This window comes from uncultured Anaerococcus sp. (assembly GCF_963512375.1).
In the GTDB taxonomy this organism is placed as follows: Bacteria; Bacillota; Clostridia; order Tissierellales; family Peptoniphilaceae; genus Anaerococcus.
Map to the genome: position 1 here is coordinate 1 of NZ_CAUPMI010000024.1, position 16180 is coordinate 16180.

Below are 16180 nucleotides of genomic sequence, written 5' to 3' on the forward strand. Positions count from 1 at the left end.
GAAAAGTAAAATTAATTTCCTTTTCTCCTTGACTTTTGTTAGCAGGTTTTTGTGGAAATTTTTAGATTTTACATAGATTTTACATGACCTTAAAACGGATTTAGTATTGGCCTAGTATTATAGATATCGAAAGAAAACTTTTAAGGAGTTAAAAATGAAAATTACAAATAAAAAAATTTTAGCAGCAACACTTTCACTAGGACTTATCCTTGCAGGATGCGGAAATAGTCAAGAAACAAAAGAAGAAACAAAAACAGAAATAGCTACAGAAGCACCAGCAAAAGAAGAAACAAAAACAGATTCTAAAGAAGCAGCTGATTATGAATTTACTGTAGTATCTAGAGAAGATGGTTCAGGTACAAGGGGTGCCTTCATCGAGCTAGTTGGACTTGAAGAAGAAGTAGACGGCGAAAAAGAAGACATGACAACCCAAGCGGCAGTAGTTCAAAACTCTACCAACGGTGTTATGCAAACAGTAGCCGGCGATGAAGCAGCAATTGGCTATATTTCACTAGGTTCATTAAACGATACAGTTAAGGCAGTAAAGGTCGAAGGAGTCGAAGCTACAGAAGAAAACATAGCTTCTGGCCAATATAAGATATCTAGACCATTTAACCTTGCCTTCAAAGAGGCTGAACTATCAGACCTTGCCAAGGACTTCCTTAAATTTGTAATAAGCGAAGATGCCCAAGCCCTAACCCTAGAAGAAGGCTATGTTCCACTTAAGGATACAGAAAAATACCAAGCAAGTGGTGCTAAGGGATCACTAACAGTAGCAGGTTCTACATCAGTAACTCCACTAATGGAAAAAATGGTAGAAAAATATAAGGAATTAAATCCAGATGCCAACATCGAAATCCAATCAACAGGATCATCTGCAGGAATCGAAGCAGTAATAGATGGGGCAGCTGATATAGCGATGGCATCCCGTGAGCTAAAAGATGAAGAAAAAGACAAGCTAGCCGTAGAAGTAATAGCTACAGATGGTATAGCAGTAATCGTAAATAAAGACAGCAAGCTTGAAGATTTAACAATAGACCAATTAAAACAAATCTTTAAGGGTGAAATCACAAATACAAGCGAACTAGGAAAGTAAAATGAACAAGACAAAGGAAAAAATCGGTCAGATAATTTTCCTCTTGTCTGCAGTTATGTCCGTATTTCTTATCTTACTTATCATATTCTTTATATTTTCTGAGGGTATGAAGTTTGTAAGTGAGTACGGACTTTTAAAATTCATCACAGGTTCAACCTGGAAGCCAACTGCAGGCAATCCAAGATTTGGTATCAAGCCAATGATAGTAGGATCAATTATCGTAACCTTAGTATCAACATTGATAGCAGTTCCATTTGGCCTAGCCATATCAATATTTATGGCCTATTATGCCAAAAAATCATACGGCCCACTCAAATCACTAATCAACCTCATGGCAGCAATCCCATCAGTAGTATATGGTTTCTTTGCAATGATGGTCCTAGTGCCTTTAGTTAAGGATATATTTGGAGTAAAAAGTGGTATGAACATGCTCACAGCATCCCTACTACTAGCCATCATGGTCCTACCGACTATGGTAAATATCTCAGAAAACTCCCTAAGACAGGTGCCAAAGACCTTTATGACAGGGTCCCTTGCCCTTGGAGCAAGCAAGGAAGAAACCATAGCTAAAGTTCTAGTGCCTTATGCCAAGTCAGGAATATTTTCATCGATAATCCTTGCCATAGGTAGGGCAATAGGTGAAACCATGGCAGTCTACCTAGTCATAGGTAACCAACCGATGATGCCAACATCCCTCCTAAAGGGAGCAAGAACCCTTACCACAAATATAGTACTAGAGATGGGTTACGCATCAGGCATGCACAGGCAGGCCCTAATAGCAACAGGCATGGTCCTCTTCTGCTTTATCCTAATCATAAATATTATATTTAACCTAATCAGAAATAAAACAGAAAGCAAATTTTAGGAGTTAAGATGAGTAAATTTTTTAAAGGGCTAATCATGACCCTAACAATGATAGGCTATGCTATATCGGGAGTCATCATCGCCTATATCTTATTTGAAGGCATACCAAATATATCGCCGGGACTTTTCTCTCTAAAATATACATCAGAAAATGTCTCAATCATGCCTTCTTTGATAGCAACCTTGATGACAATCCTCATAACCCTACTTGTATCCCTACCAGTAGGAATCTTTACAGCCATCTACCTATCAAATTACGCAAAAAACAAATTGTTAATAAAGGCAGTTAGGTTTTCAACAGAAATCCTATCATCAATCCCATCCATAGTTTACGGCTTGTTTGGCTACCTATTCTTTGTAACAAGCACAGGACTTGGACTAGGAATGAAATATTCCCTCCTTGCAGGATGTTTGACAGCAGCCATCATGGTCCTACCTACAATCATAAGGACCACAGAAGAGGCGATACTAACAGTAAATCCTCTTCAGGCCCACGCATCCCTAGCCCTAGGAGCAACAAAAATCCAGACCATCTTTAAGGTAATACTTCCAGATGCTATGGACGGAATCCTTGGGGGAATCTTCTTATCAACAGGAAGAATTGTAGGAGAATCTGCAGCCCTAATCTATACAATGGGAACCCACCCAGAAATACCAAAAAGTTTATTTGACTCAGCAAGAACCATGGCAGTGCACATGTATGTCCTATCAAGTGAGGGATTCCATGTAAAAGAAGCTTATGCCACAGCGGTCCTACTACTTGTTTTTGTAGTAATAATAAACTTCCTATCTGCAAAAATAAGCAAGAAAATAGTCAAAGCTTAGGAGAATAAAATGGAAAAAATTAAAGAAAAGTCCCTTGAAAAAGACATAGATCAAGAGGTAAAAGAAATAAATAAATCAAACAAATCAATTTTTAAGGAAAGGATAGTCGAGGACATGGGTACATCAATCCTTGTTAAAGATCTAAACCTATGGTATGACGACTTTAAGGCCTTAAAAAATATAAATATGGATATCAAAAAAGGCAAGGTAACAGCCTTCATAGGACCATCAGGATGTGGTAAATCCACAACCCTAAAATGCTTTAATAGGATGAATGACCTTGTTGATTCATGTAAAATAGAAGGTTTAATAGAAATAGATGGACAGGATATTTACAAGAAAGATGTAGATGTCGTCTCCCTTCGTAGAAATGTAGGCATGGTCTTCCAATCACCAAACCCTTTCTCAAAATCAATCTATGACAATATAACCTACGGACCAAAGCTAAGTGGAATCAAGGATAAGAACAGTCTTGATGAAATTGTGGAAAAATCCCTAAAGTCTGCAGCAATCTGGGATGAAGTAAAGGATAAGCTTAATCAAAATGCTCTATCCTTGTCAGGTGGCCAGCAGCAAAGGATATGTATAGCAAGGACCCTATCGGTAAATCCTGAGATAATCTTAATGGATGAGCCAACCAGTGCCCTAGACCCAATATCAACAGCAGCCATAGAAGAGCTAATGGATCAGCTAAAAGAAAAGTACACTATAGTAATAGTAACCCACAACATGCAACAGGCAGCAAGGATTTCTGATGAAACAGCCTTCTTCCTAACAGGAGAAGTCATAGAGATGGATGATACCAAAAAAATCTTTGAAAATCCATCAGATAAGAGAACCGAAGATTATATCACAGGAAGGTTTGGATGATATGATGAGAAGTAGATTTATAAACGACCTAGATTCAATCAAAGAAATGTCAAGCAAGGTCAACCAGTTAATATTAATATCCTATGAAAGACTTGACCTATATTTAGAAAGTAAAAGTAAAGAAAATTTAGACCATGTAATGGAGCTTTACGATGACATTAGAAGGGGAGCAAGCGGTGTGGAAAATTTCTGCTTTGAACTCCTTGCCCTCCAACAACCTGTAGCAAGCGATTTAAGATTTTTGCAAATGGAGATAAAACTTGCCTCAACACAAAAAAGAATTGCAAGCCATCTGACATCGGTAGCTTTAATCTTAAAGGAATACGACCTTACAGAAGAAGAGACAAACTTTTTAAAGAAATTTATAGACAATGAAAAGGAAATGGCTCTTGATTCGATGAATGCTTTCGTAAATGATGATAAGGACCTAGCCCATAAAACTATAGAAAAAGATGAAATAAACAACAAATTATTTGTAGATGCTATAAATTATACAGCAAAACTAAACAAGGATGACAAGATAGGAGCGGTAGAATTATCAAATAAAATCCTCCTATTCAAATATTTTGAAAGATTAGGAGACAGGTTAGCAAGAGTAGCAGAATTAGCAACGAGGTTATAAATGATATATGTAGTTGAAGATGATAAGGCAATAAGAAATCTAGTAGCCTACGCCCTGGGCGAAAAGGGATATGAGGTAAAGACCTTTGAGGATGGACTCAAAATAGTAGATATCATCAGGGATGAGCCATGTGATTTATTACTTCTTGACCTAATGCTTCCAGGAAAAGACGGGGTAGAAATTCTAAAGGAAATCAGAGAATTTTCTGACCTGCCAGTAATAATCCTTACAGCCAAGACCGATGAATTTGACAAGGTCCTAGGCCTAGAAAGTGGGGCAGATGACTATATAAGTAAGCCTTTTTCAATCTTAGAGCTTTTAAGCAGGATCAAGGCAGTTTTAAGAAGGTCAAGCAAAAAAGACACCGACCATATCAACTACAAAAACTTAAGTATCAACACCAAAAAACGTACGGTCAAGGTAGATGGGGAAAAAATCGACCTAACCTACAAGGAATTTGAAATGCTAAATTTATTTATGAATAACTTAAGCAATGTCATAACCAGAGATGATTTTCTAATAAAAATTTGGGGCTATGACTACCAAGGAGAAACAAGAACAGTTGATGTCCACATAGCAAGCCTAAGAAGCAAGCTAAAGGATGCGGGCAAATATATAAAGACAGTAAGAAATCTCGGTTATAAATTTGGAGAAATATGAAAAAATTAACTAAAAAATCCCTAATCACATCAGCAACCATAGCTAGCCTTTTAGCTGTGGTTGTAGCTTTATATAGCAAAGATTACATAAATATAATAATTTTTTATCTGGCAAGCCTTGTAATTTTAATAGCATCCCACCTCTATATAGATAAAAAACTTGATAGCTATGCAAGCAAGGTCAGTGATTTCAATAAATATTACGATTTCAAAGATATAGGCGAAGACTTTGAAGATGTGGGTCAAATTTATAGGAACTTATTAAATAAAAATGTAAGGCTAGAAAAAAAAGTCTCCATGCTAACAAGAAAAATCGACCAGCTTAAAACCATGACTTCAAACATGGAAGAAGGCTTTATAATCTTTGATAGCAAGGGAAAGGTCGACATGATGAATGAATCTGCCAAGACTCTCCTAAATAAGGATGAGAATGTCCACCTAGAAAATTTGGTCAATAAAAAAGAATACCTCCTTGCAGTCAAGGAAGTAAAGCTTACATCTAAGTCCAGATCCTTATCCATAGATGTAAATAATTACCACCTCAAATTATTCATAGACCCAATAAATGAAGATCGGAAGATGGGTTTTGTGGTTATAGTCATAGATTATTCTGAATCAAGGAAGGCAGAGCTAATGAGAAGGGAATTTTCTGGCAATGTCACCCACGAATTAAAAAGCCCACTCACATCCATAAATGGCTATGCAGAGCTAATTGCAACAGGGATAGCTAAGGATAAGGACATAAGAGAATTTGCCCAAATAATCTATGAAGAAGGTAATAGGCTCTTAGAAATAATCGATGATATCCTAAAAATATCCAGACTTGATGAGAGAGACTTTGAATTAAGCAAGACCCAAATAGATTTAAAAGATGAAATGGATACAATTATCAAAAAATTTGCTCAAGCCTCAGATAAAAGAGGAATAAGAGTAATAAATCGCCTAGATAATTTCAAAATCTATAGCCAGAAATCTCTCTTTGTCGACCTCTTATCAAACATTTACGAAAATGCCATTAAATATAATAAGGAAGGCGGAGAAATTGAAATCTATTCAATCCTTGAAGCAAGCTCTATAAAAGTTTGTATAAGGGATACAGGAATTGGGATTGCAAATTCTGATATCAAAAGAGTCTTTGAAAGATTTTATGTGGTAGATAAGTCAAGAGACAGGAAGGTAAAATCAACTGGCCTTGGCCTATCCATAGTCAAACATATAGCTGATTATTTAGAAATGGATATTAGCCTAGAAAGTACTCTAGGAGAGGGTTCTACCTTTATTATTAATATAAATTTAGAATAAAATGCAAATCCATATTGAAATAAAGTGTTAAATTTGTTACAATCATAGTAGGACTAAATATAAAGGAGAATAAAATGAAGGTAACTATATGCTCATGTGCTAGATGCACAGCCCACGGCAATGAATATTTGCATGATTCAGCTGAAATAGTAAAAAGGGATGTGGAAGTTGCTTACGAAGTAGATAATCTTGGACCTGCTCCTGAGATAGAAATAAGCTACTCTAACATAATGGATGAAGTCGAAGATTCAAAAAGACTATCACCAATTGTCAAAATTGATGACGAATACATAACAAAAGCAAAACCAGAAGTAATGATGGATAAGATGTATAGCACTATCAATGTTGATAGGCAGGCTAAGAAAAAAGCAAATAATAAGTAAAAAATAAGTAGTTGAGGTAATAATGAAAGAATCGTACATAGATATATTAAACATAAGAAGGATGGCCTTCGAGGCAGTTGCAAAAATTGCCTACGAAAATAGGCCACTAACAGATATTGGCCTTGAAGTTTATAATATACTTCCAGGCGAAGAAGCTTCTTACAGGGAAAACATCTTTAGAGAAAGAGCTGTAATGGGCGAAAGACTAAGAATGTGTATAGGCCTTGATGCAAGGACAGCTGACAAGACAGAAGCAATCACAGCTGGTCTTGCTGACATGGATGTTGATAGAAGAATTTATAATCCACCATTAGTGCAAGTTATCAAGATAGCTTGTGAGGCTTGTCCAGAAAATAAGGTAACAGTTACAGACCAATGTCACGCTTGTATAGGCCACCCATGTGTAAATGTTTGTCCAAAAAATGCTGTAGAATATACTGCTAAGGGTGCAATAATCGACCAAGATAAGTGTATCAAATGTGGTAAGTGTGTGGATGCTTGTCCATATAATGCAATAAACCACCAAAAAAGACCATGTGCCGAATCTTGTGGTGTAAAGGCAATCAAATCAGACGAACTAGGTCGTGCATCAATAGATGAAGATAAGTGTGTAGCTTGTGGTAGGTGCATAATAACCTGTCCATTTGGAGCTATATCAGATAAGGGAGAAATTTACCAATTAATCAAATCTCTCCAATCAGATAGGAAGGTCTATGCTATAGTAGCCCCATCCTTTGTAGGTCAATTTGGTGCAAATGTAAGTCCAAAACAAATCAGAGAAGCTGTTAAAATGCTAGGCTTTGATGATATGATAGAAGTAGGTCTAGGTGCTGACCTTACAACAATGAATGAAGCGCATGAATTCTTAGAATCTGTGCCAACAGGCAAGATTCCATTTATGGGTACATCTTGCTGTTTCTCATGGAAACTTATGGTAAGGAAGAATTTCCCAGATATTAATGACAAGATTTCTGAATCATCAACACCTATGATCTACTCAGGTAAGCAAATGAAAAAACGTGATCCAAACTGCGAAGTAGTATTCATAGGACCATGTATTTCTAAAAAGCTTGAGGCCCTAGAGCCAGAAGTAGCAGAGGTAATCGACTTTGTAATAACCTACGAAGAGCTTCTAGGCATGCTTCTTGCCAAAGGCATAGAGCCAGCTGAAATAGAAGTAGAAGATGATATCATGGATGCTTCAGAAACAGGTAGATACTACGCAGTAAGTGGTGGAGTAGCTAAGGCAGTTGAAAAGAGAATCCACGAAATAGATCCTGATGTAAAAGTAGAAATGGAAAATGCAGAAGGTCTAGCTGACTGTGTGAAACTTGCTAGAATGGCAAAACTAGGAAAGATGAATGGCAAGTTAATCGAAGGAATGGCATGTATGGGAGGCTGTGTAGGCGGTCCTGGTACAGTAGTTGACGATAGAAAGAGCGGCAAGGCAGTACTAGCCTTCTCTAAAGAATCAATCTTCAAATCTCCAGCAGATAATACAAATATCCCAGCTGAAGATAGGCCAGATGATAGCAAATTACAAGTAACAAAAGAAGACTAAAAATTATTATAAATGACAGGCAAAGGTGCTTAACCTTGGCCTGTCATTTTTTATTGGCCAAAATTTTAAAAATTTCTTAAAAAATCTGATAGTGAAAATCAATTGCAGGCTTATAAAAAATATGATAAAATAAAAATGAACAATGTTCGATATTTAAAGAACTTTGTAAATCAATATATAAAGGAAAGCATATGATCAATAAGAAACTTATGAAAATCTTGCAAGGATCAAAAAAATACCTCTATTGGAATTTATTTTTTAGAATCTTATCCTTGCTCATGCAAATCGGAATAGTCTCAATCTTTAGCCAGACTCTTTCCTATCTTTTAAGAAACAAACTTGAGGAAATTTCTCTTTGGCAAATAGTTTTATTTGGATTTTTGTTCATAGCCATAAAACTTTTTAGTCAATATATGGCTAGCCGCATTGCCTTTATTTCTACTAAGGCCATAAAAGAGAAGATGAGAAAGATAATTTTTGAGAAAATGATGGATGATAGGATAAATTATAGGGATAAACTATCAACATCATCACTTCTACAATTATCCGTAGAGGGAGTAGACCAGCTAGAAATTTATTTTACATCCTACTTGCCTCAACTTTATTATAGCTTCCTAGCTGCCTTTATTATCTTTATTTTTATAGGTTGCATAAGCATAGATGCAGCTATTTGCATGATTTTGTGCCTGCCACTTATCCCTATATCAATAATTTTGGTACAAAAGATAGCCAAAAAATTATTGGGCTCTTACTGGACATCCTACACAAACCTAGCCGATATCTTTCTAGAAAACCTAGAGGGCCTTACCGAATTAAAAATCTATGATGCAGATGAGTCTAGGCAAAATTTGATGGATGACTTTGCAGAAAAATTCAGGAAGGCCACTATGAAAGTCCTAATGATGCAACTTAATTCCACATCCATAATGGATATAATAGCCTATGGTGGGACAGCTGCAGGCATTGGCATTGCTATCTTGGAATTTTCAAAAAATTCTATAAATGTATTTGGTCTTACTTTTATAATCCTACTAGCTGCAGAATTTTTCCTACCTCTTAGGTTGTTGGGGTCATTTTTCCATATAGCTATGAATGGTATAGCGGCTTCTAATAAGCTGATGGCCCTTATAGATAGCGATAGCCAGGAAGTAGGCAAAGAAATAATAAAGGAAGATAAGCTTGGCATATCTTTTAAAAATGTGAGTTTTTCTTATGATGGCAAAAGGAAAATTCTGGATAAGCTAAGTCTTGATATAAGGCCAAATCAGCTAACAAGCCTAGTTGGAGTCAGTGGTTCTGGCAAATCTACTATAGCTAGGCTTATAAAAGATTCAAAGCTTGCTTATGATGGGGAAATTCTAATAAATGATATAGAAAAAACTTCTTATCTTCCAGGAAATATTAAGGAAAATATTATAAATATAGACTTTAATGCAAGGCTTTTTAAGGGAAGTGTGAGGGATAACTTATCAATAGCCAATCCTGCTCTAAGCGATGAAGATATGATAGGGGCCCTCAAAAAGGTTAATTTGTATGAATTTTTCGAAAGTCTTTCAGGTCTTGACACTCCTATTCTAGAAGAAGCTTCAAACCTATCAGGTGGCCAAAGGCAAAGACTAGCCCTTGCTAGGGCTCTACTATTTGATGCTAAGTTATATATCTTTGATGAGGCGACAAGCAATATAGATGGGGAAAATGAAAGAGAGATAATGAAAGTGATAAGAAAGCTTGCCAAGGAAAAATCAGTCCTTATCATCTCACACAAGCTTATAAATCTTGTAGATAGTGATATAATTTATTTTCTTGAAGATGGAGAAATTAAGGCAAGTGGTGACCATGAAAGTCTTTATAAGTACTGTAAGCCTTATAAAAACATCTTTGACAAGCAAGAAGAGCTTTGCTCTTACGCAATGGGGGTAGGAAATGAAAAATAGAAGAAGTGGCCTTGTGGTCATGAAAAATATGATTGGCCTTGTAGGGGACCTAAAAATATATATGTTTATAGCAGCCTTTATTGGGACACTTGGACATCTGTGTGCAAGTTTTGTCACGATTTTTGCAGGCTACGGTCTTTTGGCTAATATAAATAATGATGGTAAGAATATTTTCTTTATCAAGCTTATGTTTGCCATAGCAATCATGAGGGGGATTTTCCACTATATAGAGCAATACGCCAACCACTACCTAGCCTTTAAAATTTTGGCAAAGATAAGACACTTAGTTTTTAAGAAAATGAGAAGCCTGGCGCCTGCAAAATTATCAGGCAAGGATAGGGGTAATCTCATTAGTCTAATTACATCAGATATAGAGCTTTTGGAAGTATTTTATGCCCATACCATTTCCCCAATAGCCATAGCGATTTTGTATATGATATTTATGGAAATATTTATAGGGAGCTTTTCAATCTACCAAGCCCTCCTTTCCTTTCTAGCCTACCTAGGTCTTGGCGTCCTTTGCCCATATATTATAAGTAGAAAAAATGCTGAACTAGGACTTGACCTAAGAAATAAAAATGGAGACTTAAATTCCTTTGTTCTTGAAACAATCAGAAATATAGACGAAGTAAAGCAATTTGACCTTAAGGATTCTAAGCTAAAGACCCTAAGAAATAAATCCAGGTCTCTAAGAAAAACTGCTAATAAACTCGATATCATAAAATCAAAATCAGAAGCTATGATAGGGGCCTTGATCTTAGTTTTTAGCTTTTTGATGCTAATTTTATCTCTATACCTATTTCAAAATGAAATTGTAGGTGCAAAGGGAGTTGTAATTCCAGTTCTTGCAATGTTTTCAAGCTTTGGACCCTTTGTAGCCCTATCAAATTTAGGCAATATTTTATCACACACCCTTGCTAGTGGCGATAGGATTTTAGACCTCTTAGAAGAAGAGCCCCTTGTAAAAGAAGTCCAAGGAAATTTAGATAAGGAAAAATTTGAAAGCGCAAGTATTTCTGATATTTCCTTCGCTTACAAGGATGAAAAAATTATAGAAGGCTTAACTTTGGATATACCAAAAAACAAAATTTTGGCTATATATGGTAAAAGCGGCTCAGGTAAGTCAACCCTACTTAGGTTATTGATGAGATTTTGGGATGTTGATTCTGGAAAGATAGAAATAAATAAAGAAAATATACAAAATATCCCAAGCAAAAACTTAAGGCAAATGCAAGCTCTCTTGGGTCAAGATACTTATATATTCAATATCAGCCTAAAGGATAATATAAGAATTGGAAAAATTGGGGCAAGTGATGAAGAGATTATACAAGCTGCTAAAAAAGCCTCAATCCATGAATTTATAGAATCTCTCCCTGATGGCTATGACACTTTGGCAGGAGAGCTTGGAGATAGCTTTTCAGCTGGTGAAAGGCAAAGAATTGGCATAGCCAGGGCCTTTCTCCATGATGCAGACCTTATGCTCTTTGACGAACCGACATCTAATCTTGATATCCTAAATGAGGCTACAATCCTTAAGTCAATCAAAAAGGCCAGCAAGAATAAGACCATCCTTCTGGTAAGCCACAACCTATCTAGCTTGTCAATTGCAGATGAAAAAATAAAAATAGAGTCAATAAGGAAATCTTAGCATATATTTGTCCTTTATAAGCTTAAATGATATAATAACAAATATGATATAAAGAGAGGTTCTTATGGGACAAACAACACTCATGCTTATGATCATAACCATAGTCTCCAAAGTCTTTGGCTTTGCCAGAGAGGCTGTAATGGCATCCTTTATCGGGGCAAGTGATCTAAAAAGCATTTACACAACAGCCAATACCCTGCCAGTAGTTGCAGCAAACTTTGTGGCAGTAGGTATTATTTCAGGTTTCATACCAATATATAACAAGGCAAAAAACGAGGAAGGCGAAGCGGCCGCTGAGGAATTCACATCAAATATTTTTAATATCTTGATGCGATTTGGCCTAATTGCTGTCATTCTTGGGATAATTTTTGCAAGACCATTTTCAAAGATGTTAAGTCCATCCTTAGATGGAGAATGGCTAGATTTAGCCACAAATTATACCAGGATAATGATGTTTGCAGTTTTTGCCTACCTTTATTCAGCAGTTTTTAGGGGATATCTAAATCTAAAGGGTAATTTCTTTGACCCAGCCATCACCGGTATCTTGATGAATGTGATAATTATTATTTTCACCATCCTAACCGGAGTTACTGGTAACCCTTATCTTTTGATAATAGGAGCACTTTTGGGAAATGTCCTCCAGTACATCCTCTTTCCAAAGGCTGCAAGAGCTGCAGGATATGAGCATAAGAGAACATTTGATATTCATAATAAATATGTTAGAAGCTTAATGCTTATATCAATTCCAATTATAATATCATCTGCGGCAGGTGAGCTTTCAATCATCGCTGATAACTCTATGGCTTCTGCATTTTTTGGCAAGGCTGCCATATCAAAGCTATTTTACTCAAAGACCATGCTTACCCTAATCACAGGTGTAATCACAGTTTCTGTAACCACAGCCATCTTTCCAAAGATTGCTCATTTGGGCCAGGCTGGAGAAATCCACCAGATGAAGGGGGAAATATCATCTGCAGTTGTCACTACTATGAGTCTAGTAATACCTGCCACAATCGGCATGATGGTTCTATCTAGACCAATAATTGAGCTTGTTTTTGAGAGAAATGCCTTTACAAGCGATGACACAGCCATAGTTGCAAGCTTGCTTACAGCCTACGCTCCTTATATAATTTTTCAATCTCTTACAGATGTGGTTGATAGGGGATTTTATGCGGTTGGCGATAGCAAGACACCAGTTATAATTGTAGTTATCCAGCAGGTTTTAAATGTAATTCTAAACTTTGTCTTAATTAAGTATTTTGACTTAGAGGGCCTAGCCTATGCGACAGTTTTATCAACAGCCATAGGATCTAGCCTCATGCTTTATAAATTTAGGGACAATTTTGGGGCCTTTAACTTTAGGCAGGCTGCCATTTCCCTTTGCAAAATCATCCTTGTCACTTTACTAATGGCCTACCTAGCCCACCTAACTTATGGGGGACTAGCTGGTAAAATAAGCCACATCCTAGCTCTTTTTGGAGCAATCATTGTGGCAGGCCTTGTCTATGTTTTCCTTATATTGATTGCTAGGATTCCAGAAGTGATGGATCTAGTCAATCAAATTTACCACAAGATATTTGGTAAAAAGCAAAAGGAAAAGCGAGTAGCTAAGAAAAGAAGAAAAAAGAGATACTAAAAAAGAGCTAAGACCTTAGCCTTCCAATGCTTTGACGTTTGGAAAGCTAGGTTCTAGCTCTTTTTACATTTTCATAATTGTATTTTTTATAAAGATTGATACGACCTTGGAGAAGTTTTCTAGGCTACTTATCCTACAAAAATCTGCCCCGTAGATTAGCTTGGCATTTTCTAAATCTTCGTCTTCGCCTGTAAAGACCCCAAGAACTGATACCTCTTCGTTTTTTATATTTCTGATCTCCTTGGCTGTGTCATTTACAGCAAGCTCTCCCACATATTGGTCTTTTTGAAGGAGCTTAACTGTATTTATATTTGCCTTTTCATCGTTGGGTCTGCCATCTGAAAGGATTATTAGGATGTGCTTTTCATTGTCCTTAGTCTTATCTATTAGCTCATTTAAAAGCTTAAAGGCTAGGCCATCTCTATTTGATCCTGAGGCAAAGTATTTATAAATCTCATTGTTTTTGTGTTTTTCATCATAGTCCCTAAAAATATTAAAGACTGTGTGATCTCTTAGGGTCGAATAAGACATGACCCTGATTGGAATTCCAACTTCATCCATGGCATTTTCTATGATGTAGGCTTGGTTGGCTATTATCTCTTGCCTTTTATTTTGACTGGCCGATGAATCTAGGAGCAAGTCCACCTTAAAGCTACTTACATCGTCATTTTCTATATTGTCAAAGATATTAAAATCCTTTAGGACAGATGCCCTCCAGGCCTTGGTAGAATCAACCATGCCGTAGGATTTAGAAATTTCTGAAAAGTCTTCATAATTAGCTATAGAATTTTTTATAGTCTGGGCAAGTTCCTTAATCGAACGGTTGTTAATAGCTAGGTTTTTTTCTATATAGGTCTTGTTTTTTTCATAAACTTCATCCCTATTTTTCTTATAAAATCTGGCATTTGGACTATCCTTATAGATTCCCTTGGTAAAATAAAGACTCTTGCCAGCATGGACTCCCTTGGCAACTTTTTCTTCTAGGGCTCTAACTTTTGCCTCTGGATAGATACTTTTGCCGTAGAAGTCTTCTATAAATTCATCACTTGAGTGATAGCCCTTTGTATCAGCATTTAAAAGGATTAGGTGCCTGTCATTGTCCTTTTTTTTATCTTCTAGGTAGATATTGCCTGTAAATTCTGCAGAACCTATGTTAAATTGGTCCTTGATAAATTCATCAGAAAAATCCGCCTTTTCCTCATCCTTTTTAGAAGATTTAAAGTCTTTTGGCTCCTTATCCTTGATCATCTCATTAAGGAGGGTCTGGTTTTCTTCTGACCTTTCAAAGGCAAAATACGACTTAAAGACCTTATTTAACTTATCAATTAATTCTGCCGTATCTAAAGAATATATTTTAAAAATCTCATCGTAAATATTTCTAAAAAGGGTTCCCTCTGTGATTGGCTTGCCTAAGACCTTGCCATAGTAGGCCTTTTCAATTTGTTCTTTTAGGTCATCTGCCTCATGGTAGCGGTATTTGCGTAGGATTTTACTTGCGTAGGTCTTTCTGAGCCTTTCTATTACCAAATTAGAATCTTTTAGACTTTTAAAGGCTATATCCTCAAGCAAGAGATTTGTTATAAAGGTAAATTCTTCATAGAAGGGATTTTCATCTCTTAAATAAGCAAAGAAAGAATCAAGCATATCAAAATCAAAGGTCTTTATGATAAAGCCCGTTGTCATATTTTTATAGACTTGATCCATGGGATAGGACTTTTTAGGGATGAATTTGTAATCATCCGCAAAGTCCCAAATAATGTTGTATTCTCTTATTTTTTCATAATTTTCATTCATCAAAGACACTCTCATCTATTGATTCAGGTATTTTTGTCTTGATAGCATCAAGGACTATCTCCCTTTCAAAGGCATCAAAGGACTTATTTACAAGACCCATCATGATTGCCTTATAAGGATTAAGGCCCACTCTCATTATCTCGATTGCTCCAATTAAGCCCCTAAGGTCGACTGGCTTGGTTGATATCTCGTTATTTTCACTCTTTGTCTGTAAAGATATAAAAACATCTATAAAGGCCTTGCGGTACTTGTCTTTTAGCCTTGGGAAATTATCACAAAGGAGCTTATCAAGGTTAGATTCGCTGATGTTTGGCACATTTATAATCATAAACCTAGAAGCAAGGGCCTCATTGAGTTCACGAGTGCCAACATAGCCGTAGTTCATTGTCCCAATAAATCTAGTGTTTGGGTCAAACCTTATCTTATCAAAACCAGATATTTCAATAATTCTCCTGTGGTCAAGACTTGCGTGGAGGACTGAAATGGCTTCATTTTTCGCCATGTTAATCTCATCTAAGATTGCAAAACCACCATTAAGTGCAGCCTCAAAGATAGGACCCTTCCTAAATTTAACTTCCCCATCCTTAAAGGTATCAGCCCCGATAAGGGATGCGAAGTCTGTATTGACGTGGAAGGAAATATCATAGGCTGGCCTTTTAAATAAATAGGCAAGGTTGGCCGCAAGGACGTTTTTACCTGTAGCCTTAGCTCCTGTAAGGAGGATATTTTTGCCTGCAAGAAGGGCTGCAATTGCCTCTTCTAAGACTTCTTTTCCATAATACTTGTATTCTGGCTTAATGACCCTATCGGAATCATCGATTCCATTTTCATTTCTATATTTTTCTAAAAGGGCAAGAAGCTTTTCATCTACGCCCTGGTCTTTTAAATAATTTATCATTTTACACCTCCGTTTTATTATACGTTCGGCCTAAAAAATATCACTAAATGTAAATAGTGAACATTTTAACAAAATTGTTCAAATAAAG

Annotated in this window: 14 protein-coding genes; 12 read left to right on the forward strand and 2 right to left on the reverse strand. The window is 36.3% G+C overall.

All coding sequences use genetic code 11. From position 1 onward, the window contains the following. Positions 1 to 154: 154 nt before the first annotated feature. The 12 genes from RRB46_RS09125 to murJ all read left to right on the forward strand — a co-directional run bounded on the left by RRB46_RS09125 (position 155) and on the right by murJ (position 13400). On the forward strand, positions 155 to 1096 hold the full coding sequence (locus RRB46_RS09125; protein ID WP_311538286.1) for a substrate-binding domain-containing protein: 942 nt from the start codon (positions 155 to 157) through the stop codon (positions 1094 to 1096). Between the two features lies 1 nt (position 1097). Next, positions 1098 to 1961, forward strand: a complete 864-nt coding sequence (gene pstC / locus RRB46_RS09130) for a phosphate ABC transporter permease subunit PstC (protein ID WP_311538287.1) — start codon at positions 1098 to 1100, stop codon at positions 1959 to 1961. 8 nt (positions 1962 to 1969) lie between these two features. Then, the gene (gene pstA / locus RRB46_RS09135; protein ID WP_311538288.1) at positions 1970 to 2785 is read left to right on the forward strand and encodes a phosphate ABC transporter permease PstA; all 816 of its coding nucleotides are present in this window, start codon (positions 1970 to 1972) and stop codon (positions 2783 to 2785) included. Between the two features lie 114 nt (positions 2786 to 2899). Beyond that, positions 2900 to 3655: a phosphate ABC transporter ATP-binding protein PstB gene (gene pstB, locus RRB46_RS09140; RefSeq protein WP_399530187.1), complete on the forward strand. Its 756-nt coding sequence runs from the start codon at positions 2900 to 2902 to the stop codon at positions 3653 to 3655. A gap of 4 nt (positions 3656 to 3659) precedes the next feature. Next, complete coding sequence (locus RRB46_RS09145; protein ID WP_311538290.1) at positions 3660 to 4277, forward strand: PhoU domain-containing protein; 618 nt, start codon at positions 3660 to 3662, stop codon at positions 4275 to 4277. Continuing rightward, positions 4278 to 4937: a response regulator transcription factor gene (locus RRB46_RS09150; protein WP_311538291.1), complete on the forward strand. Its 660-nt coding sequence runs from the start codon at positions 4278 to 4280 to the stop codon at positions 4935 to 4937. Then, positions 4934 to 6238, forward strand: coding sequence for an ATP-binding protein (locus RRB46_RS09155; RefSeq protein ID WP_311538292.1), 1305 nt, complete (start codon positions 4934 to 4936; stop codon positions 6236 to 6238). The genes RRB46_RS09150 and RRB46_RS09155 overlap by 4 nt, the downstream gene beginning before the upstream one ends. A gap of 74 nt (positions 6239 to 6312) precedes the next feature. Continuing rightward, positions 6313 to 6621, forward strand: a complete 309-nt coding sequence (locus RRB46_RS09160; protein WP_311538293.1) for a hypothetical protein — start codon at positions 6313 to 6315, stop codon at positions 6619 to 6621. A 22-nt stretch (positions 6622 to 6643) separates the two neighbouring features. Next, positions 6644 to 8182 carry a 4Fe-4S dicluster domain-containing protein gene (locus RRB46_RS09165; protein ID WP_311538294.1) on the forward strand — a complete coding sequence of 513 codons (1539 nt, stop codon included), beginning with the start codon at positions 6644 to 6646 and terminating at the stop codon, positions 8180 to 8182. Between the two features lie 191 nt (positions 8183 to 8373). Continuing rightward, positions 8374 to 10116, forward strand: a complete 1743-nt coding sequence (locus RRB46_RS09170) for an ABC transporter ATP-binding protein/permease (RefSeq protein WP_311538295.1) — start codon at positions 8374 to 8376, stop codon at positions 10114 to 10116. Further along, complete coding sequence (locus tag RRB46_RS09175; protein ID WP_311538296.1) at positions 10106 to 11764, forward strand: ABC transporter ATP-binding protein; 1659 nt, start codon at positions 10106 to 10108, stop codon at positions 11762 to 11764. The genes RRB46_RS09170 and RRB46_RS09175 overlap by 11 nt, the downstream gene beginning before the upstream one ends. Before the next feature lie 64 nt (positions 11765 to 11828). Then, entirely contained in the window at positions 11829 to 13400 is a 1572-nt protein-coding gene (gene murJ, locus RRB46_RS09180) for a murein biosynthesis integral membrane protein MurJ (RefSeq protein WP_311538297.1), read from the forward strand. Positions 13401 to 13463: 63 nt separating this feature from the next. Here murJ and RRB46_RS09185 read toward each other — a convergent pair whose 3' ends face one another. Continuing rightward, positions 13464 to 15194, reverse strand: coding sequence for a hypothetical protein (locus tag RRB46_RS09185; RefSeq protein WP_296128013.1), 1731 nt, complete (start codon positions 15192 to 15194; stop codon positions 13464 to 13466). Next, the gene (locus RRB46_RS09190) at positions 15187 to 16092 is read right to left on the reverse strand and encodes an AAA family ATPase (protein WP_311538298.1); all 906 of its coding nucleotides are present in this window, start codon (positions 16090 to 16092) and stop codon (positions 15187 to 15189) included. The genes RRB46_RS09185 and RRB46_RS09190 overlap by 8 nt, the downstream gene beginning before the upstream one ends. Positions 16093 to 16180 lie beyond the last annotated feature (88 nt).